A 24,912-nucleotide genomic window follows, 5' to 3' on the forward strand; every position below is an offset into this window, starting at 1 on the left:
GGCACCGGGGGCGCGGCGGAGCGTGACGGCGGCGGGTCAGCCGGCGTACGGCTCGGCCTTCAGGATCCTCACCGAGGCCTTCTTGCCGTTGGGCAGCTCGTACTCCGCGTCCTCGCCGACCTTCTTGCCGTTGACGCCGGTGCCCAGCGGGGACTGCGGCGAGTAGGTCTCGATCTCCTCGCTCGCGTACTCCCGGGAGGCGAGCAGGAAGGTCAGCGTGTCGTCCTCGTCGCCGTCGAAGGCGATCGTCACGACCATGCCGGGCGCGACCACGCCCTCGGCCGCGGGAGCCTCACCCACCTTGGCGTTCTCCAGGAGCTGGGTCAGCTGGCGCACGCGGAGCTCCTGCTTGCCCTGCTCCTCCTTGGCCGCGTGGTACCCGCCGTTCTCCCGCAGGTCGCCCTCCTCACGCGCCGCGGCGATCTTGGCCGCGATCTCGGTGCGCGCGGGACCAGACAGGTACTCAAGCTCTTCCTTGAGCTTGTCGTACGCCTCCTGGGTCAGCCAGGTGACGTTCTCGCTGGTCTGGGTCACAGGTGCTCCTCGTCGGTACTGGGAATACAAAGCATCGCCCTACCCGGAAGCATGTTCCTTCAGAGGTGGGCGAAACCACGAGCCTAACAATTCAAGGACGGAACGGGGAGGACATAACTCACTAATTCCGCTTCAACGCAGGTCAGTGGGCCGATATTCCGGGCGGTCCCCGGGTCGCAGCGCGGTGTCGCGCTCAGTCCGCGTGGCAGCCCAGCAGCTCGGCCGTGGTGCCGGGCGCGGTGGTGCGCAGCGTGACGACCCGGGTGATCCGGGTGGCGTCCCCGTCGAAGCGGAAGTCCGCGCGGCCCACCTCGGCGCCGTCCTCCGCGCGGGAGCGCACCGTGCAGTAGCCGGAGGCGCCGGCGTCCTTCTCGACCTGCAGCTCCACCGCCACCGCGTCGTCCCGCAGGTCGAAGCTGATCACCTCGGCGCTGATCTTGTTCTGGCCGACGTAGTGGTACGCGAAGAACGCGATCAGGACGAGCAGGACCGCGCCGAGAACCCCGCCGACGACCTTGAGGGTGCGGTCCGTGCGGGCGTCCGAGGAACGGCCGTAGCGCCCCTCGGGCGGTCGCGTACTCGCCGAACTCATGATCGTCCTCTCGACCGGGCGGGACGAACGTCCCGAAACAAGCCCCGGTGCCGTCATCCCGGAATGATTGGCCCTCCGATTCGGTCACTATAGAAGCCGCCCACGCGTCACCCGACCGGCACCCCTCACGACGTCCCCGCGGGACGAGACCCACGAACCGCGCCCGGTCCGCCGGGCGCGACACAACGACCGAGGATTGAGTCTTGACTGAGCAGCTGCGACTGATGGCCGTGCACGCCCACCCCGACGACGAGTCGAGCAAGGGCGCGGCCACCATGGCGAAGTACGTGTCCGAGGGGGTGGACGTGCTCGTGGTGACCTGCACGGGCGGGGAGCGCGGCTCCATCCTCAACCCGAAGCTCCAGGGCGACAAGTACATCGAGGACAACATCCACGAGGTCCGCCGCAAGGAGATGGACGAGGCCCGGGAGATCCTCGGCGTCAAGCAGGAGTGGCTCGGCTTCGTCGACTCCGGCCTGCCCGAGGGCGACCCGCTGCCCCCGCTGCCCGAGGGCTGCTTCGCCCTGGAGGACGTCGACCACGCGGCCGGCGAGCTGGTGCGGAAGATCCGCTCCTTCCGCCCCCAGGTGATCACCACCTACGACGAGAACGGCGGCTACCCGCACCCCGACCACATCATGACCCACAAGATCACGATGGTGGCCTTCGAGGGCGCGGCCGACACCGAGAAGTACCCGGAGGCCGAGTACGGCCCCGCCTACCAGCCGCTGAAGGTCTACTACAACCAGGGCTTCAACCGCCCCCGCACCGAGGCCCTGCACCAGGCGATGCTCGACCGCGGCCTGGACTCCCCCTACGGGGAGTGGCTCAAGCGCTGGGACGACTCCGGCCACAAGGACCGCACCCTGACCACCTACGTGCCGTGCGCGGACTTCTTCGAGATCCGCGACAAGGCACTGATCGCGCACCGCACCCAGATCGACCCCGACGGCGGCTGGTTCCGCGTGCCGCTGGAGCTCCAGAAGGAGGTCTGGCCCACCGAGGAGTACGAGCTGGCGAAGTCCCTCGTCGCCACCTCCCTCCCCGAGGACGACCTCTTCGCGGGCATCCGGGACAATGTCTGACATGACCCCAAGCACAAGCATGGCCATGACGCACTTCGTGACCATCGCCAAGGAGTTCGACAAGGACAAGGTCACCCCCGGTGTCCTCGGCTTCATCGTCTTCGCGGTGATGGGCCTGGCCGTCTGGGCGCTGATGAAGTCGATGAACCGGCACATGGGCAAGGTCGACTTCGAGGAGACCCCGGCGGCCGGCGCCGAGACCGCGGCCGCCACGGCCAAGACCGACAAGGCCTGACCCGCCCGGGCGGGGCACGCGACACCACCACGCCCGCACCGCGGATACGGCGCCCGCCGCGCCCGCACCACGCCGCCGGCACCGCCACGCCCCTCACCTCCGGGGCGTGGCGGCCCGCCGCCGTGCCCGTGGTGCGGGTGATGCCGAGCGAGCACGGCACCCGCGCGGGCCCGCGTCATTGTGCGCCTCCCGGTACAGGTCCCCCGACGTAGCGTCGCCGCGTCCGGTGCGGCTCGCCCTGTTGCCGGGCTGCAATACCTGTACGCCCAGCACCGACCCGATCAGCGGCCCCTCGTCCACGGCCTGTGCCAGATCGCTGATCTCGCCCGCCGTACAGGTCACCGCGTAGCAGGGAGTAATCGCAAAGCGCGCCCAGTGCGTGCAGCGCTGCGCCTGGTCCACGCCTTCCGCGCGCCGTTGTGATGAGGTCGGACGCCGTCGTCCAGCCGACGCAGCGCCTTGTCCAGTGAGGTGAAACCGTCCGGGGCGAACCGGTCCGAGCGGTCGGCGTATGGCCATCGACCGGACGCAGCACCGAGTCGGCCAGCTGCGTGCACGTTCAGCGGCTCCTGCGCGCCGCGCTCCACCGGGTCCTCCTCGTCGAGCAACTGGGTGTGTGCGAGGACGCGGACCAGGTCGTGCAGGCGGTTGCGGTTGCCGCGGACGTGGTCGATCAGCCCCGCGAGACAGCGGCCCCCGTTCACTCCGCAGTGACCTTGGGGGGTCTCGATCGTTCTAGTGAGGGTCGGGCTGATTTTCGAACGGGGGGCTGATGGGCAGGAGCGGCGTCGGTGAAGAGCGGACCGCGGCGTTGATCCCTGTCGCGTCCTATGCGCGCACCTCCGAGGATGTCCGTCAAAGGGACGGACACGGAGTGCGCCATCAACTTCTGATCAACGAACGAGTTGCCCGTGAGCACGCCTGCCACATCGTGGCTGTGTACGCCGACAACGGCCGCAGCGCTTCGAAACCGGGCGTCGCGCGTCCGGGGTTCGAGCGGCTGCTGGGGGACCTGGCGCGCGGTCACACAGAGCAGGGTCAGGTGATCGGTGGTGTCGTCTGTGTCGCGGACGACCGGTTGTATCGCCGACCGGAAGACCTAGCCCGCTACCTCGTGGCGCTGACCAGTCGGCCGGGCCGTCTCCATCTCGATCCGCTGGGGGTGCGGGATCCGTACTCCCTCGACGGTCTGATGCAGGCCGCACGCTCACTGCAGGCAGCGCTCACGGAGACCAGCGTCAGAAGTCGTCGACTGACGAACTGGCACTGGGCGCGAGCCGTGGAGGGAGTGCCCCACAGCGGGCCGCGTCCCTTCGGCTGGCAGGAGGACCGCATTCGGCTCCGTCCCGACGAGGCGTCCTTGGTCGAGCAGTCGATCGCGGACCGCACCGCCGGAAAAGCGGTTCGTGCCATCGCACGTGACTGGTGTGCTCTCGGTGTCACAGGGACCCGGGGCGGCCGACCCAACGCGCAGACGGTCACGCAGATCATGACCGCGCCCAGGGTGTGTGGCTATCGCGCCAATAGAGGGCAACTACTGCTCGAACCCGAGGGGGGACGGCCGGTGCTCGGGCAGTGGGAGCCGATCGTGACGCCCGAGCAGTGGCAGGCCGTATGCGCGACCTTCTCGGCGGGGAGCCTGTACCTGCATCGGGGCAGCGGCGCACCTAGGCTCACAGGGTATCGACCGGGACCCCGCCATCTCGCAACAGGACTACTGCGTTGTGCGAGGGAGCGGTCCGAAGGCAGCCTCTGCCATGGGGCACTGTGCGCTCAGCAGGGCAGGAGCGCGAGAAGCCCGTACGTCTACTCCTGCCGTGACTGCAGACGCTGCAGCATCAGCGGGCCATTGGCCGACGAGGCGGTGGAGCGACTGCTGCTGTCCGGAACTCCGGGTGTTACCGGCCTGCCGGAGTCCGTGCGCATCCGCTGGGTGTCAGGGGGCCTGCCGCTGGAGGAGAGGAGGCAGGCCATCGCCTCGGCCCTCATCTGCTGCCTGGTCCGTCCTGGAGTGAAAGGGAAGCAGGCATGGGATCCGTCCCGGGTGGAACCCGTATGGCGATGCGCGGATCGAGTTGGACTGGCCGGGCTGATGGCTGACAGCGAGCCGCCAGGAGACGGGCAGGGGCCCGTCGGGCAGGATGGGAAGCATGGCGAACCGACTGGCCCATGAGACCTCTCCCTATCTGCTCCAGCACGCGGACAACCCCGTCGACTGGTGGCCGTGGTCCGAGGAGGCGTTCGAGGAGGCGAGGCGGCGGGACGTGCCGGTGCACTTGAGCGTGGGCTACTCGAGTTGCCACTGGTGCCATGTGCTCGCCAAGGAAAGCTTCGAGGACGAAGCGGTCGCCGGGTACATGAACGAGCACTTCGTGAACATCAAGGTCGACCGCGAGGAACGCCCCGACGTGGACGCCGTCTACATGGAGGCCGTGCAGGCCGCCACCGGACAGGGCGGGTGGCCGATGACGGTGTTCCTGACACCGGACGCCGAGCCGTTCTACTTCGGGACGTACTTCCCGCCCGCGCCCCGGCACGGCATGCCGTCGTTCCGGCAGGTGCTGGAGGGGGTGCGGCTGGCCTGGGACGACCGGCGCGAGGAGGTCGCCGACGTCGCGGGCAAGATCGTGCGGGACCTCGCCGGGCGGGAGATCGACTACGGCGCCGGGAAGCAGGTGCCGGGGGAGCAGGAGCTGGCGCAGGCGCTCCTCGGGCTGACCCGGGAGTACGACCCGCAGCGCGGCGGGTTCGGCGGGGCGCCGAAGTTCCCGCCGTCCATGGTGCTCGAGTTCCTGCTGCGGCACGCGGCGCGGACGGGCTCCGAGGGTGCGTTGCAGATGGCGGCGGACACCTGTGAGCGGATGGCCCGGGGCGGGATCTACGACCAGCTCGGGGGCGGGTTCGCGCGCTACTCGGTGGACCGGGACTGGGTGGTGCCGCACTTCGAGAAGATGCTGTACGACAACGCGCTGCTGTGCCGGGTCTACGCGCACCTGTGGCGGGCCACCGGCTCGGAGCGGGCGCGGCGCGTCGCGCTGGAGACGGCCGACTTCCTGGTGCGCGAACTGCGCACGCCCGAGGGCGGGTTCGCCTCCGCGCTCGACGCCGACAGCGACGACGGGACCGGACGGCACGTCGAGGGCGCGTACTACGTCTGGACCCCGGAGCAGTTGCGCGCCGTCCTCGGTGAGGAGGACGCCCGGCTCGCCGCGCAGTACTTCGGGGTGACCGAGGAGGGGACCTTCGAGGAGGGGGCCTCCGTGCTCCAGCTTCCGCAGCAGGAGGGCGTCTTTGACGCGGCTCGGGTGGCGGACGTGCGGCAGCGGCTGCTGCGGGCCCGTGCCGAGCGGGCCGCTCCCGGCCGGGACGACAAGGTCGTGGCCGCCTGGAACGGCCTGGCGATCGCCGCGCTCGCCGAGACCGGCGCCTACTTCGACCGCCCGGACCTTGTCGACGCCGCCCTCGCCGCCGCCGATCTGCTGGTCCGGGTGCACCTCGACGAGCAGGGCCGGCTGGCGCGTACGAGCAAGGACGGCCGGGCCGGTGCCCACGCGGGAGTCCTGGAGGACTACGGGGACGTCGCCGAGGGGTTCCTGGCGCTGGCGTCCGTGACGGGGGAGGGGGTGTGGCTGGACTTCGCGGGGCTGCTGCTCGACCACGTGCTCGTGCGGTTCGCCGACGAGGAGTCCGGGGCGCTGTTCGACACGGCCGCCGACGCCGAGCGGCTGATCCGCAGGCCGCAGGACCCGACCGACAACGCCGCCCCGTCCGGCTGGACGGCCGCCGCGGGGGCGCTGCTGAGCTATGCGGCGCAGACCGGTTCGGAGGCCCACCGCACCGCCGCCGAGCGGGCGCTGGGGGTGGTGCGGGTGCTCGGGCCGCGGGTGCCGCGGTTCATCGGCTGGGGGCTCGCGGTCGCCGAGGCGCTGCTGGACGGGCCGCGGGAGGTGGCGGTGGTGGGTCCCGCGTTCGACGACGCGGCGGCCCGGGAGCTGCACCGTACGGCTCTGCTGGGGACGGCGCCGGGTGCGGTCGTCGCGTACGGCCCGGTGGGCGGCGACGAGTTCCCGCTGCTCGCGGACCGGCCGCTGAGCGGGGGTGAGCCGACGGCGTACGTCTGCCGTAACTTCACCTGCGACGCCCCGACGACCGATCCGGAGCGGCTGCGCACCGCGCTCTCGGGGCGGTGAGCGCTGTCTGAAATGATCGATAGTTGAGCAGGTGTTCGGTTAGATCCCGCTAGGCACCGCACCGCGCCGAAACAGGCTTTTTATCGGAACCGCCCCCGCGCTTCACGGTTCCCCCCTAGTCTCTGCACATGCCGCGACGGTGACGGCCCCGGCCGTCCGTCGCGTGTGTGGGGGGTTTTCAGGATCTGGGGGGATCTGTTTGCTGACGTCTGTCTTCATCGCTGCCGTTTCACTGGCCCTGTTCTGGATGGCGGCGTTCACGCTGTGGTGGCAGATGCACGCGTGGCGCACGCCCGAGGTGCTGGCCTCCACCCGGTTCAGCCGTCCGGACGGGGCCGAGCAGCTGTCGTTCTCGCTGCTCCTTCCGGCCCGGCACGAGCAGGCGGTGCTGGACCACACCATCCAGCGCCTGCTGGAGTCCGCGCACGCCGACTTCGAGATCATCGTGATCGTCGGGCACGACGACCCGGAGACCGCCGGGGTGGCGCACGCGGCCGCCGCGCGGGACCCGCGGGTGCGGGTCGTCGTCGACACCCACGAGAAGAAGAACAAGCCGAAGGCGATGAACACGGCGCTGCCGCACTGCCGCGGCGATGTCGTCGGGGTCTTCGACGCCGAGGACCAGGTCCACCCGGACCTGCTCGCCCACGTGGACCACGCCTTCCGCGCGACCGGCGCGGACGTCGTCCAGGGCGGGGTGCAGCTGATCAACTTCCACTCCAGCTGGTACAGCCTGCGCAACTGCCTGGAGTACTTCTTCTGGTTCCGTTCGCGGCTGCACCTGCACGCGCAGAAGGGGTTCATCCCTCTCGGCGGCAACACCGTGTTCGTCCGCACCGACGTACTGCGCGAGGCGGGCGGCTGGGACCCGAACTGCCTGGCCGAGGACTGCGACCTGGGTGTCCGGCTGTCCAGTGCCGGCAAGAAGGTCGTCGTCGCCTACGACTCCGAGATGGTCACCCGCGAGGAGACCCCCGGCTCGCTGATCAGCCTGCTGAAGCAGCGCACCCGCTGGAACCAGGGCTTCCTCCAGGTCTACCGGAAGCGGGACTGGAAGCAGCTGCCCACGTTCGGGCAGCGGCTGCTCGCCCGCTACACGCTGATGACGCCGTACCTCCAGGCGGTCTCCGGGGTGGTCATCCCGCTCAACGTGGCCGTCGCGCTCTTCCTGGACGTGCCGGTCGGCGTCGCCTTCATCACCTTCCTGCCGGCCGTCACCGCCCTGGTCACCTTCGTCTTCGAGCTGGTCGGCCTGCACGACTTCGGCAAGCAGTACGGGCTGCGCGTCCGCTTCGTGCACTACGTGAAGCTGATCGTCGGCGGCCCCTTCTACCAGGTGCTCCTCGCCGGGGCCGCCGTCCGCGCCGTCTGGCGGGAGCAGCGCGGCCGGAGCGACTGGGAGCTGACCAGCCATGTCGGCGCTCATCTCGCGCACGTGAACCGAGAGGACGTTCCTGCGTGACCTCCACCCTTCCCGCGGCGACCGGCATCACGGTCCCCGCGCAGCGGACGGCTGCGCCCACACTCCGTTCGACCGGTCGGACACAGCCTCCGCAGCGGCTGCGTTCCTCCCGTCCCGACCTCCTGCTGTGCGGTCTCCTCCTCGTGGCGATCCTCGTCGTCCAGGGCTGGAACATCGCCGACTACCCCACCCTCAGCGACGACGAGGGCACCTACCTCGCCCAGGCCTGGGCCGTGCAGGAGGGCCGCGGTCTCGCCCACTACACCTACTGGTACGACCACCCGCCGCTCGGCTGGATCCAGATAGCCGTGCTCACCTGGATACCCGCCCTGCTCAGCCCGGACTCGATGACCGTCGGCACGATGCGCGCCGCGATGCTGCTGGTCTCCGCGGCCGCCGCGGTCCTCGTCTACGTCGTCGGCCGCCGTCTCGCCCTGCCCCGCTGGGCCGCCGGACTCGGCATGGCGCTGTTCGGGCTCTCCCCGCTGTCGGTCGTCCTCCAGCGCGAGATCTTCCTCGACAACCTGGCCGTGATGTGGACGCTGCTCGCGTTCGCCCTCGCCGCCTCCCCCAGCCGCCACCTGTGGCACCACTTCGGTGCGGGCGTCGCCGCCGCGACGGCCGTGCTCACCAAGGAGACGATGCTCGTCGTCCTGCCCGCCCTGCTGCTCACCATGTGGCGGCACAGCCACCGTGACACCCGCAAGTTCGCGGTGACCGGCGCGATCACCGCCTGCGCCCTGATCGGTCTGTCGTACCCGTTGTTCGCGCTGCTCAAGGGGGAGCTGCTGCCGGGCGTGGGCCATGTGTCGCTGTGGGACGGCATCACCTACCAGATGAGCCGGCCCGGCTCGGGCTTCATCCTCGACGAGGGCTCCGGCTCCCACGGGGTGCTCCGGTCCTGGCTGTACTACGACCGGGTCCTGCCCCTGGGCGGGCTCGCCGGAGCCCTGCTGCTCCTGCTGACCTGGCGCTGGTCGGTCACCGCCCGCGCGCTCGCCGGGCCCGCGCTGACCGTGGCGATCCTCGCCCTGGTCGCGCTGCGCCCCGACGGCTACCTGCCCGCGATGTACATCATCCAGGCGCTGCCGTTCCTCGCCCTGGTCCTCGCCGGGGGCACCGCCAGCGTCGCCCACGCCGTGCTGCGCAGGAGGCGCCTCGAGGGACGCCGGCCGCACGCCCGGTACGCGGTCGCCGCCGTGCTCGCGCTCGCGGCGAGCGCCTGGGTCGTGCCCCGCTGGTACGAGGGTGCCCGCACCGCGGTCACCACCGACGCGAACGCCCCCTACCGGGCCGCCGCCCGCTGGCTGGGCACCGAGGTGGAGCACCCGCGGGACACCCGCGTCCTCGTCGACGACGCCCTCTGGCTGGACCTCGTCCACCAGGGCTACGAACCCGGACTCGGCGCCGTCTGGTTCTACAAGGCCGACCTCGACCCCGCCGTGACCCGGACCATGCCGCGCGGCTGGCGGGACCTCGACTACGTGGTCGCCTCGCCGACGGTCCGGCGTGACGCGGTCGACCTGCCCAACGTCCGGGCCGCCATCGAGCACTCGGCGCCGGTCGCCGTCTTCGGCACCGGGGCGGACCGGATCGAGATCCGGCGCATCCAGCAGACGGGCACCCCGGGAGGCACGCGATGAGCCAGGACCACACCGTCCCGGCAGAGGCCGTGGCGGCGACGGAGGTCCCCGAACCGGGCGCCGTCACCATCGTCGTGCCGACGTTCAACGAGTCGGCGAACATCCGGCGGCTGCTGCACCAGATCACCGAGTCGGTGCCGTCCCGGCTGCCCTGCGAGGTCGTCTTCGTCGACGACTCCACCGACGACACCCCCGAGGTGATCCGCGCGGCCGCCCGGGACTGCCCGTTCCCGGTGACCGTGCTGCACCGGGAGGAGCCCGTGGGCGGGCTCGGCGGCGCGGTCGTCGAGGGCATGAAGGCGGCCGGGTCGGACTGGATCGTCGTCATGGACGGCGACTGCCAGCACCCGCCGTCCCTCGTCCCCGAGCTGGTCGCCACCGGCGAACGCGCGGGCGCCGGACTGGTCGTCGCCTCCCGCTACCTCAAGGGCGGCAGCCGCGCCGGGCTCGCCGGCAGCTACCGGGTGGCCGTCTCCCGGGGCGCGACCTGGCTGACCAAGTCCCTCTTCCCCCGCCGGCTGCACGGCATCAGCGACCCGATGAGCGGTTTCTTCGCGATCCGGCGCGGTGATGTCACCGCGGAGGCGCTGAAGCCGCTCGGCTACAAGATCCTGCTGGAGCTGGCGGTGCGCAGCCGTCCGCGCACGGTCGGCGAAGTGCCCTTCGTCTTCCAGGAGCGGTTCGCGGGGGCCTCCAAGTCCACGGCTCAGGAAGGGCTGCGTTTCCTGCGGCACCTGGCCGGGCTGCGCACGGCCGATCCGCTCGCCCGCATGGTGGTGTTCGGGCTGATCGGGCTGACCGGCTTCGCGCCGAACCTGGCCGCGCTGTGGGCGATGACCGAGGCGGGCCTGCACTACCTGCCCGCGGAGATCGCCGCCAACCAGTTCGGTGTGGCCTGGAACTTCCTGCTGATCGAGAAGCTGCTGTTCCGTGACCGGCGCCGGCACCGGCACTGGGCCGACCGCACCCTGCGGTTCGCCGTGCTCGCCAACGCCGACCTGGTGCTGCGCATCCCGCTGATCGCGCTGCTGGTCGGCCGGTTCGGGCTGGCCGTGCTGCCCGCGACGGCCATCGCCCTGGTCATCACGTTCGTCCTGCGCTTCGCCGGTACCGAGGCGCTGGTCTACCTGCCCCGCAGGAGCCGCACAGCGAGGAGCACTGCATGAGATCCCGACGGAGAACGGCCCTGCTGGCCGCCATGGGCCTCGCCGGAGGCCTCCTCCTCTCCACCCCCCAGTCCGCCTCCGCCGCCAACCTCATCAAGAACCCCGGGTTCGAGACGGCCGGCACCGGTGACATGCCGTACTGCTGGCAGAAGTCCGGCTGGGGCGACAACGACTTCACCTTCACCACGACGGCCGACGCCCGCTCCGGCGGCAAGGCGATGAAGGTCGAGCTGACCCGGCGGGCCGACGGCGACCGCAAGGCGCTGATCACCGAGTCGGCGGACTGCGCGCCGGTGGTCGCCGCCGGCAAGCAGTACGACCTGTCCCTCTGGTACAAGACGACCACGCCGGACGCCAACGTCACCCTGTTCCGGCACGACACCACGACGGGCTGGCAGTACTGGACCGACCTGAAGACGCTCCAGCTTGCGGCGGACTGGACCCAGGCGTCCGTCCGCACCCCCGAGGTCCCGGCCGGCACCGACCGCATCAGCTGGGGCGTCTCCGTCTACGGCACCGGCTCGGCCACCACCGACGACTACACCATGGAGCAGGTCGCCGAGCCGGTGCCGCCGCCGCAGTGCACCGGCACCGCCCAGCAGTGCGCCGACGGCAGGTGGGAGGTGCTGCCCGCGCAGAACCCGGTCCGCTCCATGCACTCGGTGGTCCTGCACAACGGCAGGATCCTGCTCATCGCGGGCTCCGGCAACGACCCGGAGAAGTTCCGGGCGGGCACCTTCACCTCGGCGGTCTACGACCCGGCGAACGGCACCTACAAGATCATCCCCACGCCGAAGGACATGTTCTGCGCCGGGCACGTCCAGCTCCAGGACGGGCGGGTGCTGGTGATGAGCGGCAACAAGGGCTACCCGTCGGCGGACGGGAAGACCGGCTACCAGGGGTACAAGGACTCGTACGTCTTCGACCCCGCGACCGAGACGTACACGAAGACCAACGACATGAACGACGGGCACTGGTACCCGTCGGCGACCGTCCTCGGCAACGGCGACGTGCTCTCCTTCGGCGGGCTGAAGGAGGACTCCACCGGCTCGGTCACCGCCGAGCGCTGGTCGCAGGCCCAGCAGCGCTGGCTGCCGACCTGGCAGGTCAAGCAGACCTGGTCGTTCTGGGGCCTGTACCCGTCGATGATCCTCCTGCAGGACGGCCGGCTCTTCTACTCCGGCAGCCATGTCTTCGGCAACAACATCCCCGGCACCGGCGCCGCGATCTACGACTACGACGCCAACACCATCACCCAGGTGCCCGGCCTGCAGAGGAAGGACGAACGCGACCAGTCGGCCAGCGTGCTGCTGCCGCCCGCCCAGGACCAGAAGGTGCTCACCCTCGGCGGGGGCAACATCGACTCCAACCCCGACGCCAACCGCCTCACCGACGTCATCGACCTGAAGCAGCCGAACCCGCAGTACACCGCCGGGCCGCCGCTCCCGCAGGGCACCGTCGACTTCGGCAACGGCAAGGTCGCGCAGACCGGTGACCAGGGCAAGATGTACGCCTCCGCGGTGCTGCTGCCCGACGGCAAGGTGCTGGAGACGGGCGGCGCCCTGCACAACCGCGCGAACCCGGTCTTCGAGACCTCCCTCTACGACCCGGGGACGAACACCTTCGACCCGGTGGCCGTCGACCCGCAGGCCCACGGCTACCACTCCTCGGCGTTCCTGCTGCCCGACGGCCGGGTGATGGCCACCGGTGACAACCCGGGCAACGGGAGCTGGAACCACAACGTGTCCGTCTACACCCCGCCCTACCTGTTCAAGGGCCCCCGCCCGACGATCACTTCGGTGATCGACACCGAGTGGACCTACGGCGACACCCAGCGGATCACCGTCGACCGGCCCATCGCCAAGGCCGAACTGATCCGCCCGGCCGCCGTCACCCACTCCTCCGACCCCAACCAGCGGTTCGTGGACCTGCCGCTGTCCGTCGACGGCAACAACGTCGACCTGAACGTGACGAGCAACCCCAACCTGGCCCCGCCCGGCTGGTACATGCTCTTCGCGGTCGACGCCAACGGCGTCCCCTCGGTGGCGAAGTGGGTGCACCTGCAGGGCCCGGCCGCGCTCAGCGCCACCGGCGCCTCCCCGCACGTCCACTCCTTCGCGGACGAGCTCGAAGGCACGGTGCAGCGCCCCGGCAGGAAGCGCGCCTCCCAGCCGGTCGCCCCCACCGTCTCCGGCTGCGACCGGCACTACGGCTCCGCCAACGTCTGCGTGCCCACCGCCTTCCCGCCCCAGGTGAAGAAGACGACCGCCGCCCGCTGCGGCTGGCTCCAGCGCAACGACTACGGCCGCCTGCGGATCAACGGCGCCGACGACCCGCTCCGACTCGACCCGGACAGGGACGGGGTGGCCTGCGGGAAGGGAGACCTGCGGCGGCGTTAGCCGCGCTGCGGGAACTCGGCCAGGGCGCGCTCCACGATGGCTTCCAGCTGTTCGTGGTGCGCGCCCTTCCAGTAGGCGCGCCCGCACTCACCGCACTGCGCGAACACGTCGTACGTCCGCTGGGTGCCGGCCTCCAGCCGGTCCGCCACCTCCTCCTTGGTGGCCTCCTTCAGCAGGCCGTTGCAGGCGGTGCAGCGGGTCCACGGGCGCAGCTCGGGCCGGAACCGGTCCAGGACGTCCTGGAGCTGCTCGTCCGGCCGGGTGCTGTAGACGAACGCGCCCGCCCACAGCTCCCGGCGACGCAGCAGGCCCCGGTCGCGGCTGAGCATGACCCGCTGCTCGGCGGCCGAGCGGGCGGCGAGGGCGGGGTCGCCGATGTCCGTCGACTCGTAGGCGGTGTCCACGCCGAGCAGCCGCAGCCGGCGGGCCAGCGTGCCGAGGTGCACGTCGAGGAGGAAGCGCAGCGGGGCACCGGGCACCCGCTGCGGGCGGGTCACGGCCCGCACGCCCACCCGCTCGCCGTCCCGGGGGACGTGCCCGGTGGGCACGGGCCGTCCGTCGACGACCAGTTCGCCGACCTCGGTGAGCGGCACCCCGAGGGATTCGACGACGTGCCCGAGCGTGGAGACGCCGTCGGTGGCGAGGCGGGTCGCGCCGCGGCGGCGCTCCTGCGGCACGAACAGGGCCAGTTCGGGGGCGACTTCGACGTGGATCTCCGCTGTGTTCACGGGATCAGGATGTCAGGCCGTGTTCGAAGACGGTGAGGGCGCGGTCCACCAGCTCCCCGAAGTCCTCGCTGAAGCCGCCCTTCACCCAGTGCCGGGTGGCTTCCATCAGCCCGCCGATCAGGGACATCGCGAAGACCCGCACCTCCAGGCTCTCCGGGTCGCGCCCGGTGCGCTCGGCGATGGCCGCGGCGAGCAGGTCGCCGGTGGCCGCCATGCTCTCCGTCATCCGCGAGCGCACCGCCGGCACCTCGGTCATCAGCGTCGTGCGCAGCCTGATCACCCGCGGGTCCTCGTGCGCGCCGAAACCGACGGCCTTGCGCAGCACGTACCGCAACGACTCCAGCCAGGGTTCGTCCGCCGGACGCTCCCGCAGCTCCGCCAGCAGCAGCGGGTCGTACTCGTCCGTGAGGACGATGTCCTCCTTGGTCGGGAAGTAGCGGAAGACGGTCGACGGCGAGACCTCGGCGCGCTCGGCGATCTGCTCGATCGTGGTGGCCTCGTAGCCCTGTTCCTCGATCAGCGCGTAGGTGGCCTCGCGGATCGCCTCACGGGTTCTGATCTTCTTCCGCTCCCGGAGTCCCAGCTGGGGGCGGTCGGCGGGGGCGGAGGTGCGTGCGGCCGTCATGCGGGTCATTGTCCGGCATCGGCGGCGGGCGTGGCCATGTCGGGGGCGGCGGGCGCGCTCCGGGCGCCGGGCAGGAAGCCCGCCACCAGCAGCGCGGACACCAGCGAGGCCAGCGCGCACACCAGCAGCACCAGGGCCGTGCCGTGCGCGTACGCGCCGTTCGCCGAGGCGATCAGCCCGGGTGCGCCCGACCGTTCGGCGACGAGGCGGACGGCGACGACCGACTCCCCGGCGGTGTCCGCGGCCTGCGGGGGCAGTCCCGCGACATCGAGCCGGTCCCGGAAGGCGCCGCTGAGCAGCGAGCCGAGCAGGGCGATGCCGGTCGCCCCGCCGGCCTGGCGCAACGTCATGAGGAGTCCCGAAAACTCTCGGAATCGAGTGACTGTCGATGCGGCCCCGGTTCGCGGGCATGAAGAACGGGCCACGGCTCGCAAGCCGTGGCCCGGAAGGAGAGGTGTCCTACGCGTGCTGGTACGCCACCAGGGAGATGCCGATGTAGTGGGCGATGAACGCCGCCAGCGTGAGGGCGTGGAAGACCTCGTGGAAGCCGAACCAGCGCGGTGACGGGTTCGGGCGCTTGATGCCGTAGACGATGCCGCCCAGGCTGTAGAGGAGTCCGCCGACGACCACCAGGATGAGGACGGCGACGCCGCCCGCGCGCATGAAGTCGGGCAGGAAGAAGACGGCCGCCCAGCCCATCGCGATGTAGCAGGGCGTGTAGAGCCAGCGCGGGGCGCCGACCCAGAAGACCCGGAAGGCGATGCCGGCCAGGGCCGCGGCCCAGATGCCCCACAGCAGCCACCGGCCCTTGGAGCCCGGCAGGAGCAGCAGCGTGAGCGGGGTGTAGGTGCCCGCGATGATCAGGAAGATGTTGGCGTGGTCCAGGCGACGCAGCACGCCGTCCATCCGGGGGCTCCAGTTGCCCCGGTGGTACAGCGCGCTCACGCCGAAGAGCAGGCACGCGGTCAGCGCGTAGACGCCGCACGCGATGCGGCCGCGCGGCGAATCGGCGAGTGCGGTCAGCACCAGGCCCGCGATCAGCGCGGCGGGGAACATGCCGAGGTGCAGCCAGCCGCGCAGCTTCGGCTTGACGGAGTCCGGAAGGGACGGGTGCGGCAGATGGCGCGCCACGGAACCACGGTCGGCGGCCGGCGTGTGCGTGTGCGCATCGGAGGCGGACGCAGTCATGCGGGGAATCGTACCTACGGCCTCGTAAGTCGCGGATCAGGGAGTCCTGGCCACCGCCCGTGATCACCCGTGTGCCGGGCCCGACGGTCACCGGCGCAGCCGCCTCGTGCTCCCGCCGACGGCTCGGGCCCGACGGCCGCACCGGCATCGCGGGTATCTCAAAGAAAAAGTCAGCCGAACCCAAGGTGTACGCAAAAAATCACGGTGAAATCCGCTGAACGTGGCGTTCCTCACGGCGCTCAGGTGTGCGGCCCTCTGGACAAATGCGCAGCCACCTCGGATGATCAAATGAGTGCGGTCGGCACCGGATGAGCGGCTACGAAGCATCCGGGTCGCGGCCCCCACGGGGCAGACAGGACAAAAACCCTCTCTTAGGAGCGATCGTGGCGCGCGACAACGCGGCTCCCACCGTCAGCCCGACCAACCATCAGGAACTGATCTCGTGGGTCGACGAGATCGCTGAACTGACCCAGCCGGACAACGTGGTCTGGTGCGACGGATCCGAGGCCGAGTACGAGCGACTGTGCGAAGAGCTCGTCCGGAAGGGCACCTTCCGCAAGCTCGACCCCGTCAAGCGCCCGAACTCCTACTACGCCGCCTCCGACCCCACCGACGTCGCCCGCGTCGAGGACCGGACCTTCATCTGCTCCGAGAAGGAGGAGGACGCCGGCCCCACCAACCACTGGAAGGCCCCCGCCGAGATGCGGGAGATCTTCCAGGGCTCCGGCGGCGAGGGCGGCCTCTTCCGCGGCTCCATGCGCGGCCGCACCATGTACGTCGTGCCCTTCTGCATGGGCCCGCTCGGCTCGCCGCTGTCCGCGATCGGCGTCGAGATCACCGACTCCGCGTACGTCGCCGTCGCCATGCGCACCATGACCCGCATGGGCCAGGCCGTCCTCGACGAGCTGGGCGACGACGGCTTCTTCGTCCGGGCCGTCCACACCCTGGGCGCCCCGCTGGAGCCCGGCCAGGAGGACGTCCCCTGGCCCTGCAACCAGACCAAGTACATCTCCCACTTCCCGGAGACCCGCGAGATCTGGTCCTACGGCTCCGGCTACGGCGGCAACGCCCTGCTCGGCAAGAAGTGCTACGCCCTGCGCATCGCCTCCGTCATGGCCCGCGACGAGGGCTGGCTCGCCGAGCACATGCTGATCCTCAAGCTCACCCCGCCGCAGGGCGAGCCGAAGTACGTGGCCGCCGCCTTCCCGTCCGCGTGCGGCAAGACCAACCTGGCCATGCTGGAGCCCACGATCTCCGGCTGGACGGTCGAGACCATCGGTGACGACATCGCCTGGATGCGCTTCGGCGAGGACGGCCGCCTGTACGCCATCAACCCCGAGGCCGGCTTCTTCGGCGTCGCGCCCGGCACCGGCGAGCACACCAACGCCAACGCGATGAAGACCCTGTGGGGCAACTCGGTCTTCACCAACGTCGCCCTCACCGACGACAACGACGTGTGGTGGGAGGGCATGACGGAGGAGACGCCCGCCCACCTCACCGACTGGAAGGGCAACGACTGGACGCCGGAGTCCGGCACCCCGGCCGCCCACCCCAACGCCCGCTTCACCGTGCCCGCCTCGCAGTGCCCGATCATCGCGCCCGAGTGGGAGGACCCCAAGGGCGTGCCGATCTCCGCGATCCTCTTCGGCGGTCGCCGCGCCACCGCCGTCCCGCTGGTCACGGAATCCTTCGACTGGAACCACGGCGTCTTCCTCGGCGCCAACGTGGCCTCCGAGAAGACCGCCGCCGCCGAGGGCAAGGTCGGCGAGCTGCGCCGCGACCCGTTCGCCATGCTGCCGTTCTGCGGCTACAACATGGGCGACTACATGGCCCACTGGATCGACGTGGCCAAGGACAAGGACCAGTCCAAGCTGCCGAAGATCTACTACGTCAACTGGTTCCGCAAGGACGACGAGGGCCGGTTCGTCTGGCCCGGCTTCGGCGAGAACTCCCGCGTCCTGAAGTGGATCGTGGAGCGCCTGGACGGCAAGGCCGAGGGCGTGGAGACCCCGATCGGCATCCTGCCGACGAAGGACGCGCTCGACACCGACGGCCTGGACCTGGCCGACTCCGACCTGGAGTTCCTGCTGACGGTCGACAAGGAGGTGTGGCGCGAGGAGGCCGCCCTGGTCCCCGAGCACCTGAACACCTTCGGCGACCACACGCCCGAGGAACTGTGGGACGAGTACCGCGCCCTTGTGGAGCGCCTGGGCTGAGCCCGCCCCCAAGACCCCGCGGCCGGCTGGAACCGACTGTGCCCTGACCAGCTACATCGTCACGGCCGGCCGCGGTGACCTCGTCACGGCACCGGAGCCCCGCACAAGGGCGTGCGGGGCTCCGTTGTCCGTGCCCGCGGGTCACCCGTGAGCGGGCGGTGTCCGCCGTCGAGCGCGGCGAGGAAAGGCAGCGCGGCCGTCCGAGGGGCGGCGCGGGAGGGCGCGGGCGACCGCACCTCGCCCGCAGCCGTGACGCGTCCGCGCGCCCGGGCGGGAAGCGCCCAGGGCCGGACGCGGTGTCATGGCAACCCGGTCCGCGCGTCGCTGCGGGTGCACGCGGACCGGGGCCGTCAAGGGGCCCTGCTCGACGAGCGGGGCTCAGCCGGCCGCGACCTCACGCGGCCCGAGGGCCTCCGCGTGGGCGTCCATCCGCTCGGCGGCGAGGATCGCGGCAGCGGTGTCCGCACGGGAGGCCGCGACCACGAGCGCCCGGCCGGCCAGCGTGTGGGCCCGCTCGTGCAGCGCGGCGAGGTGCGGCTCGGAGACCCGGCTCACCACGGAGCGGACCGGCGCCTGCCCTCCGCGCAGCCGGGCGACCTGGTCCGCGAGCCGTGCGGCGGCGGCGTCGAGGTCGTCGGACGGGGCCAGGGCGCGCAGCTCGTCGGTGACGGCGAGCAGCGCCGCGAGATGGCCCGCGAGCTGGATGTCCAGCTCCTCCTCACGGGACCGGTGGGGGAAGTCCGAGGCGCCGGCCACCGTGTGGACCGACTTGGTGCGGATCGGTTCGTACATGGGACGGCCTCCTGTGCGCTGACAGAAGACATCCTACATTGGATCCGTTCTAAAGTTGAGCGTCATCCCGAAACCGGGGCCTCGCGCCTCCTACGGCTGGCTGTAGCCGTCCAGGAAGTTCCCGATCCGGCCGATCGCGTCCCGCAGGTCGCCCGCCGTCGGCAGCGTCACCACCCGGAAGTGGTCCGGCTCCGGCCAGTTGAAGCCCGTGCCCTGGACGACCATGATCTTCTCCTGCCGGAGCAGGTCCAGCACCATCCGCCGGTCGTCCTTGATCTTGAAGACCTGCGGGTCGAGGCGCGGGAAGAGGTAGAGCGCGCCCTTGGGGCGGACACAGCTCACGCCGGGGATCTGCGTCAGCATCTCGTACGCGACGTCCATCTGCTCCTTGAGCCGCCCGCCCGGCAGCACCAGGTCGTTGATCGTCTGGCGCCCGCTGAGCGCGGCGACCACCCCGTGCTGGCCCGGCATGTTGGCGCACAGCCGCATGTTCGCCAGGATCGTCAGGCCCTCGATGTAGGAGTCGGCGTGGGCGCGCGGCCCGGAGATCGACATCCAGCCCACCCGGTAGCCGGCCACCCGGTACGCCTTGGACATGCCGTTGAAGGTGAGCGTGAGCAGGTCGGGGGCGACGGCGGCGGTCGGGGTGTGCTCGGCGCCGTCGTAGAGGATCTTGTCGTAGATCTCGTCGGAGCAGACCAGCAGGTTGTGGCGGCGGGCGATGTCGGTCAGCCCGCGCACCACGGCCTCGTCGTAGACGGCGCCCGTGGGGTTGTTCGGGTTGATGATGACGATCGCCTTGGTGCGGTCGGTGACCTTGCGCTCGACGTCGGCGAGGTCCGGCATCCAGTCGGACTGCTCGTCGCAGCGGTAGTGCACGGCCGTGCCGCCGGACAGCGAGACGGCGGCGGTCCACAGCGGGTAGTCCGGCGCCGGGACGAGCACCTCGTCGCCGTCGTCGAGCAGCCCCTGCATCGCCATGACGATCAGCTCGGAGACGCCGTTGCCGATGAAGACGTGCTCGACGTCCGTCTCTATGCCGAGGGTCTGGTTGTGCATGACGACGGCCCGGCGGGCGGCCAGCAGGCCCTTGGCGTCGCCGTAGCCGTGGGCCGTGGAGACGTTGCGGAGGATGTCCTCCAGGATCTCCGGGGGGCACTCGAAGCCGAAGGCGGCCGGGTTGCCGGTGTTCAGCTTGAGGATGCGGTGGCCGGCCGCCTCCAGCCGCATCGCCTCCTCGAGCACCGGGCCCCGGATCTCGTAACAGACGTTGGCGAGCTTGGTCGACTGGATCACCTGCATGCCTGGGAGCTTACGGCCGGGTGTCGTGTCGTGGGTCGTGTTTTCCGACACGTGAGACATGTGGTTTGCGGTGATTTGGGGTGACGCTGTCCCTGGAGTCACTCCAGTCCCTACAATGCGCGGCCATGTCCGAGCCCCACAGAACGGGTGACCACGAGCGTCCGCCGATGGTGTACCAGCCGCAGCCGCGACCGGAGCAGATCCCGTCCTACGAGGAGTACGCCGATCCGGCGGTGGCGCACGGCTGGCAGAACGTCTACGACGAGACGCGTGAGCTGCCGCCGGTGACCGCCCCCGGAGCGCGGCGTGCCCGGGGTTCCCGGCGCAGGCCCGGCCCCTGGCGGCAGCGGCGGGCGCTGGTGGCCGCCGGTGCGGTGGGTGCGGCGTCCGCGGTGGCGCTGATCGCCGGGTTCTCCCTCACCGCGTCGACCGGCGGCGGGGCGCAGGGCGAGCGGAGCCGGCCGAGCCCGTCGGCGGCCGGCCCCGGCGCGGCGGCGTCCTCGGGCTCGGCGGCGCCGTCGGCGGCGGGCGCGGACACGGAAGCGGGCGGTGCGGGCGGCGGTGCCGGCGGGGGCCCGGCCGCCGAGCCCGCCGGGGCGACGACCGGCGCCGCCGCGGACGTCTCCTCCGGCCCGTCCCCCCGCGCCACGGCGCCGGAGGATGCCGGGGACGGTGCGGAGACTCCCGCGGCCACGGCACCCGTGAACCCGTCCACGTCCCCGGCCGCGTCGTCACCGGCCCCGGCCCTCTCCTTCCCCGCCGACGGCTCCGGTGACGGTCCGGGCAACGCCAACGGCAACCCGGGGCACGGTCAGGGCGGCACCAAACGGCCCAAGTAGCGGCAGCAGACGGCCCAAGTGGCGGCGGCGTACGCGAAATCCCGCCACGGGGGGCCTGAAACGCCTCCTTGTCCCCTCACGCCTCCGCATTAACAATGCGCATGACAAGACAGCGGGCGGCCGGACGACCTCCGGTCGCCCCCGTCGTACCAGAGGGGATCCCCACATGAAGAAGCCTCTCCTCGCCACGCTCGCGGCCCTGGTGATCACCGGGGCGGGCGCGGCACCCGCCGTCGCGGCCACGCCGGACACCGAGGCGGCGCCCGCCGTCAAGGCGGTGAACTTCGCCGGGACCGTGGCGCTCAGCAACTGCTCCGGCTCGGTCATCCGCATGCCGGACTCCGCCGACGACGACCCGGCGCTGGTGCTGACCAACGGCCACTGTCTGGAGTCCGGCTTCCCGGAGCCCGGCGAGGTGATCGTCGACCGGGCCTCCACCCGCTCCTTCGGCCTGCTGAACTCCGCCGGCACCCGGGTGGCGACCCTGCGCGCGAGCAAGATCGCGTACGCGACCATGACCGACACCGACGCGGCGGTCTACCAGCTCACCCGCACCTACGGGCAGATCCGCAGCGCCTACGGCATCAACGCGCTCACCCTCAGCGACACCCACCCGGTCGCCGGGACCGCGATCAGTGTCGTCTCCGGGTACTGGAAGCGCATCTACAACTGCTCCATAGACGGCTTCGTCTACCGGATGCGCGAGGGCGACTGGACCTGGAAGGACTCCGTCCGCTACACCTCCGCCTGCAACACCATCGGCGGCACCTCCGGCTCCCCGGTGGTCGACCAGGCCACCGGCCGGGTCGTCGCCGTGAACAACACCGGCAACGAGAGCGGCGAGCGCTGCACGGTCAACAACCCGTGCGAGGTCGACGCGAACGGCAACGTCACCGTCCGCCAGGGCATCAACTACGCCCAGCAGACCTACCAGTTCGCCGCCTGCTTCGGCCTCGACAGCAAGCTCGACCTGTACGCGAGCGGCTGCACCCTGCCCAAGCCGTGACCGGTCAGACGGGCGTCCTGCGCACCGAGCGGCCCGCCAGGACGCCCGTCCGCCGCCCGTCGTCGATCACGAACCGGCCGTCCACCAGCACGTAGGGGATGCCGGCCGGCAGGGTGCGCGGACGGTCGTACGTCGACCCGGCCGCCACGGTGGCCGGGTCGAACAGCACCAGGTCGGCCCGGTAGCCCTCCCGCACCACGCCCCGGTCGGGCAGGCGCAGCCGGGCCGCCGGGCGGCCGGTGAGGTGCGCGACGCACTCCTCCAGCGACAGCACGCCCAGCTCGCGGACGTAGTGGCCGAGATAGTGCGGGAAGGTGCCGTAGGCCCGCGGGTGGGGTTTCGCGCCCTGGAGGATGCCGTCGGAGCCGCCGGTGTGCACCCGGTGGCGCATGATCGCCCGGACGTTCTCCTCGTGGCCGACGTGCTGGAGGATGGTGGGGCCGAGGCGGTCCTCCACCAGCAGCCGGTGCGCGACCGTCCACGGCTCCTCGCCGCGCGCCCGCGCCGACTCCCCGACCGTGCGGCCCACGTATCCGGCGAGCGCCGGACGGGTGACACCGGAGATCTCGACGGTGTCCCACTCCACCGGCACCCCGTGGCAGCCGTCCGCGCCGGTCACCTCCAGGTGGTGCCGGATCCGCTCCGCCGTCCCCGGGTCCGCCAGCCGCCCCAGGAGCGCCTCGGGACCGCCCTCGCCGGCCCAGCTCGGCAGCAGCGCGGCGAGCGTGGTGCAGCCGGGGGTGTACGGGTAGGTGTCGAGGCTGATGTCGGCGCCGCCGGCCAGCGCCTCGTCCAGCAGGGCCAGCAGCTCCGGCGCGCGCCCCTTGTTCACGCCGAAGTTCATGGTGGCGTGCGCCAGGTGCAGCGCGCAGCCCGCCTCCCGGGCGAGCGCCACCATCTCCGCGTACGCCTCCAGCGCCCCCGCCCCGTAGGAGCGGTGGTGAGGGCACCAGTAGCCGCCGTACGACGCCACCACCCGGCACAGCTCGGTCAGCTCGGTGTCCTTCGCGTACATGCCGGGCGTGTACGTGAGCCCCGACGACATGCCGACCGCGCCCTGCTCCAGCCCCTCGGCGACGAGCTGCCGCATCCGGTCCAGCTCCGCCGGGGTGGCCTCCCGGTCCTCCCAGCCGACGGCGAGGGCGCGGACCGTGCCCTGCGGGACCAGGTAGGCGGCGTTGACCGTGATGCCCCGGTCCAGCCGGTCCAGGTACTCGCCGACCGACCGCCAGTCGAAGTCGATGTCGTCGCCGGAGCCGTTCCAGCCGGTGATCGCCCGGCGGACCTCGGCGAGCGTACGGTCGTCGACCGGCGCGTAGGACAGGCCGTCCTGGCCGATCACCTCCAGCGTGACGCCCTGCGCCGCCTTGGCGCTGTGGTCGGGGTCGCGCAGCAGGGCGAGGTCGCTGTGCGCGTGCATGTCGATGAATCCGGGGGAGAGGACCAGGCCCTCGGCGTCCAGCTCGCGCACGGCGGACGGGCGCTGGCAGCCCGCCGCGGCGGCCTCCTTGACGATCGACACGATCCGGCCGCCGTCCACGACCACGTCGGCGCGGTAGGAGGGGGCGCCGGTGCCGTCGACGACGTCCGCGTCCCGGATGACGAGATCTTCCACCGCCGTACCCCCTAGAAGAACGTGCGGATGTAGTCGACGACCGTGCCGTCCGCCTCGGCCACCGGGATGAGCTGCCACTTGTCGAACACGGTGCACGGGTGGGACAGCCCGAGACCGAGCCAGTCGCCCACCTCCAGATCGGCCTCCGGGGAGGTGCGCAGCCAGGCGTGCTGGTCGGACAGGGCGGTGACCTCGATGCCCGTGGCCGGGCGCTCCGCCCCGTCCCGGCGCACCACCTGCGCGTACGGCAGGTGCAGGTCGTACGCGGCGTCCCGCTTGCCCGCGTTGACGAAGGCCTGCCCGGCGCCGGGCCGGGAGACGACCTGCGTCCAGAGGCGGAACGCCGGCTCCAGCGCGCCCTCCTGCGGGATCCGGGTGAACGGGGTCAGCTCCCGGTAGTGGCCGTCGTCGTGCGACACGTACGCACCGGAGCGCAGCAGCTTCAGGACCGGCGCCGACAGGTCCGGGATCCGCTCGAACACCTCCGCCACCGCGTCGAACCAGGCACTGCCGCCCGCGCTGACCACGATCTCGTGCAGCCCGGCGAACCGGCCCGCCTTGTCGAACTCCACGGCCAGCGACACCAGCCGGTCCAGCCAGGCCCGCACCCGCTCCGGCGTCGCCCGCGGCACCTCGCCCTCGTAACCGGCGACCCCGGCCAGCCGCAGCGCCCGGGTGCCGAGCACCGCGTCCGCGACCCGCGCCGCCTCCGCCTCGGTGCGCACCCCGGTACGGGCGCCTTCCCCGGCGGCCAGCTCCACGACCACGTCCAGGCGGCGGGGGACCGGGACGTCCGCCAGGGCCGCCTCCATCAGCTCCACGCCGCGCACCGAGTCGACGTAGCAGATGAACTTGAAGTCGTCGTCGGCGGCCAGCTCGGCGGCGATCCAGCGCAGCGCCACCGGGTCGACCAGCTCGTTGGCGAGGAAGATCCGCTCCACTCCGAACGCGCGCGCCACCCGCATCTGGTGCGGTACCGCGAGGGTGATGCCGACGGCGCCGTGCGCTATCTGGCGGGCGAACAGCTGGGGGGCCATCGACGTCTTGCCGTGCGGCGCGAAGACCAGTCCGTGGCGGGCGGTGTACTCCGCCATCAGCCGCAGGTTGTGCTCCAGGCGCTCGGCGGACAGCGTGAGGACGGGGGTGGTGAAGCCGCCGGTGAAGAGGTTGCGGCGCTGGGCGGCCAGCTCGCCGACGGTGAGGCCGTCGGCGTCCGGCGGAAGGCCCCGGAAGCGGTGGTCGACGCGTTCCTCGGCGAGCCGGGCGAGCGCTTCGTTGCTCATGGAGCCTCCCTG

The 24,912-nt window shown here is 71.5% G+C and carries 20 protein-coding genes and 2 pseudogenes; 11 read left to right on the forward strand and 11 right to left on the reverse strand.

Translation table 11 applies throughout. The annotated features are described in order from the left end of the window. Positions 1-36 precede the first annotated feature (36 nt). Together greA and SGLAU_RS21110 are read right to left on the reverse strand one after the other, a co-directional pair. Entirely contained in the window at positions 37-534 is a 498-nt protein-coding gene (greA, locus tag SGLAU_RS21105; protein ID WP_043503666.1) for a transcription elongation factor GreA, read from the reverse strand. Between the two features lie 193 nt (positions 535-727). After that, positions 728-1,126 (reverse strand): DUF4307 domain-containing protein, encoded by a 399-nt coding sequence (locus tag SGLAU_RS21110; protein ID WP_043503668.1) that lies wholly within the window; start codon positions 1,124-1,126, stop codon positions 728-730. A gap of 203 nt (positions 1,127-1,329) precedes the next feature. On the opposite strand from SGLAU_RS21110, the gene mca reads away from it, so the two are divergent. Together mca and SGLAU_RS21120 are read left to right on the forward strand one after the other, a co-directional pair. Then, the gene (gene mca / locus SGLAU_RS21115) at positions 1,330-2,211 is read left to right on the forward strand and encodes a mycothiol conjugate amidase Mca (RefSeq protein WP_078957816.1); all 882 of its coding nucleotides are present in this window, start codon (positions 1,330-1,332) and stop codon (positions 2,209-2,211) included. Then, positions 2,204-2,446, forward strand: coding sequence for a hypothetical protein (locus tag SGLAU_RS21120; protein WP_043503671.1), 243 nt, complete (start codon positions 2,204-2,206; stop codon positions 2,444-2,446). The genes mca and SGLAU_RS21120 overlap by 8 nt, the downstream gene beginning before the upstream one ends. Before the next feature lie 136 nt (positions 2,447-2,582). Here the strand turns inward: SGLAU_RS21120 and SGLAU_RS36965 are convergent. Further along, positions 2,583-3,129 (reverse strand): annotated as a pseudogene (locus tag SGLAU_RS36965) (hypothetical protein); the annotation flags it as partial. An 89-nt stretch (positions 3,130-3,218) separates the two neighbouring features. Here SGLAU_RS36965 and SGLAU_RS36970 point away from each other — a divergent pair. From SGLAU_RS36970 to SGLAU_RS21155, 6 genes are all read left to right on the forward strand, one after another. Next, complete coding sequence (locus SGLAU_RS36970) at positions 3,219-4,619, forward strand: recombinase family protein (RefSeq protein ID WP_078957817.1); 1,401 nt, start codon at positions 3,219-3,221, stop codon at positions 4,617-4,619. Then, a complete protein-coding gene (locus SGLAU_RS21135; RefSeq protein WP_043503675.1) occupies positions 4,597-6,636 on the forward strand; it encodes a thioredoxin domain-containing protein in 2,040 nt (679 codons plus the stop codon). Before SGLAU_RS36970 ends, SGLAU_RS21135 begins: the two co-directional genes overlap by 23 nt. A 199-nt stretch (positions 6,637-6,835) precedes the next feature. After that, positions 6,836-8,098: a glycosyltransferase gene (locus SGLAU_RS21140; RefSeq protein ID WP_043503677.1), complete on the forward strand. Its 1,263-nt coding sequence runs from the start codon at positions 6,836-6,838 to the stop codon at positions 8,096-8,098. After that, positions 8,095-9,741, forward strand: coding sequence for a phospholipid carrier-dependent glycosyltransferase (locus tag SGLAU_RS21145; RefSeq protein WP_043503678.1), 1,647 nt, complete (start codon positions 8,095-8,097; stop codon positions 9,739-9,741). Before SGLAU_RS21140 ends, SGLAU_RS21145 begins: the two co-directional genes overlap by 4 nt. Next, positions 9,738-10,907, forward strand: coding sequence for a glycosyltransferase (locus SGLAU_RS21150; protein ID WP_043503679.1), 1,170 nt, complete (start codon positions 9,738-9,740; stop codon positions 10,905-10,907). Before SGLAU_RS21145 ends, SGLAU_RS21150 begins: the two co-directional genes overlap by 4 nt. Further along, the gene (locus tag SGLAU_RS21155; protein WP_043503682.1) at positions 10,904-13,306 is read left to right on the forward strand and encodes a galactose oxidase early set domain-containing protein; all 2,403 of its coding nucleotides are present in this window, start codon (positions 10,904-10,906) and stop codon (positions 13,304-13,306) included. Before SGLAU_RS21150 ends, SGLAU_RS21155 begins: the two co-directional genes overlap by 4 nt. On the opposite strand, the gene SGLAU_RS21160 is transcribed toward SGLAU_RS21155, so the two are convergent. From SGLAU_RS21160 to trhA, 4 genes and pseudogenes are all read right to left on the reverse strand, one after another. Then, positions 13,303-14,034: a Mut7-C RNAse domain-containing protein gene (locus SGLAU_RS21160; protein ID WP_043503684.1), complete on the reverse strand. Its 732-nt coding sequence runs from the start codon at positions 14,032-14,034 to the stop codon at positions 13,303-13,305. The two genes, SGLAU_RS21155 and SGLAU_RS21160, sit on opposite strands and share 4 nt — an antisense overlap. 4 nt (positions 14,035-14,038) lie before the next feature. Further along, a complete protein-coding gene (locus SGLAU_RS21165) occupies positions 14,039-14,659 on the reverse strand; it encodes a TetR/AcrR family transcriptional regulator (RefSeq protein ID WP_208868928.1) in 621 nt (206 codons plus the stop codon). Between the two features lie 5 nt (positions 14,660-14,664). After that, a pseudogene (locus SGLAU_RS21170) lies at positions 14,665-15,054 on the reverse strand (MFS transporter); the annotation flags it as partial. A gap of 64 nt (positions 15,055-15,118) precedes the next feature. Next, on the reverse strand, positions 15,119-15,847 hold the full coding sequence (gene trhA / locus SGLAU_RS21175; protein ID WP_043503692.1) for a PAQR family membrane homeostasis protein TrhA: 729 nt from the start codon (positions 15,845-15,847) through the stop codon (positions 15,119-15,121). A 383-nt stretch (positions 15,848-16,230) separates the two neighbouring features. On the opposite strand from trhA, the gene SGLAU_RS21180 reads away from it, so the two are divergent. Beyond that, complete coding sequence (locus tag SGLAU_RS21180) at positions 16,231-18,063, forward strand: phosphoenolpyruvate carboxykinase (GTP) (protein WP_043503695.1); 1,833 nt, start codon at positions 16,231-16,233, stop codon at positions 18,061-18,063. A 378-nt stretch (positions 18,064-18,441) separates the two neighbouring features. On the opposite strand, the gene SGLAU_RS21185 is transcribed toward SGLAU_RS21180, so the two are convergent. Both SGLAU_RS21185 and SGLAU_RS21190 read right to left on the reverse strand, forming a co-directional pair. Next, the gene (locus tag SGLAU_RS21185; RefSeq protein ID WP_043503697.1) at positions 18,442-18,855 is read right to left on the reverse strand and encodes a hypothetical protein; all 414 of its coding nucleotides are present in this window, start codon (positions 18,853-18,855) and stop codon (positions 18,442-18,444) included. Positions 18,856-18,945: 90 nt separating this feature from the next. Beyond that, entirely contained in the window at positions 18,946-20,157 is a 1,212-nt protein-coding gene (locus SGLAU_RS21190; RefSeq protein WP_043503698.1) for a pyridoxal phosphate-dependent aminotransferase, read from the reverse strand. 125 nt (positions 20,158-20,282) lie between these two features. Here SGLAU_RS21190 and SGLAU_RS21195 point away from each other — a divergent pair, with 125 nt between their 5' ends. Both SGLAU_RS21195 and SGLAU_RS21200 read left to right on the forward strand, forming a co-directional pair. Further along, positions 20,283-20,996: a hypothetical protein gene (locus SGLAU_RS21195; protein WP_043503701.1), complete on the forward strand. Its 714-nt coding sequence runs from the start codon at positions 20,283-20,285 to the stop codon at positions 20,994-20,996. A 166-nt stretch (positions 20,997-21,162) separates the two neighbouring features. After that, positions 21,163-22,002 (forward strand): S1 family peptidase, encoded by an 840-nt coding sequence (locus SGLAU_RS21200; RefSeq protein ID WP_043503702.1) that lies wholly within the window; start codon positions 21,163-21,165, stop codon positions 22,000-22,002. A 4-nt stretch (positions 22,003-22,006) separates the two neighbouring features. Here the strand turns inward: SGLAU_RS21200 and SGLAU_RS21205 are convergent, their stop codons facing one another. Continuing rightward, positions 22,007-23,617 carry an N-acyl-D-amino-acid deacylase family protein gene (locus SGLAU_RS21205; RefSeq protein WP_043503704.1) on the reverse strand — a complete coding sequence of 537 codons (1,611 nt, stop codon included), beginning with the start codon at positions 23,615-23,617 and terminating at the stop codon, positions 22,007-22,009. An 11-nt stretch (positions 23,618-23,628) separates the two neighbouring features. Continuing rightward, a complete protein-coding gene (locus tag SGLAU_RS21210) occupies positions 23,629-24,900 on the reverse strand; it encodes an amino acid deaminase (RefSeq protein ID WP_043503706.1) in 1,272 nt (423 codons plus the stop codon). Between the last annotated feature and the right edge of the window lie 12 nt (positions 24,901-24,912).

Source organism: Streptomyces glaucescens (assembly GCF_000761215.1).
GTDB classification, from domain to species: domain Bacteria; phylum Actinomycetota; class Actinomycetes; order Streptomycetales; family Streptomycetaceae; genus Streptomyces; species Streptomyces glaucescens_B.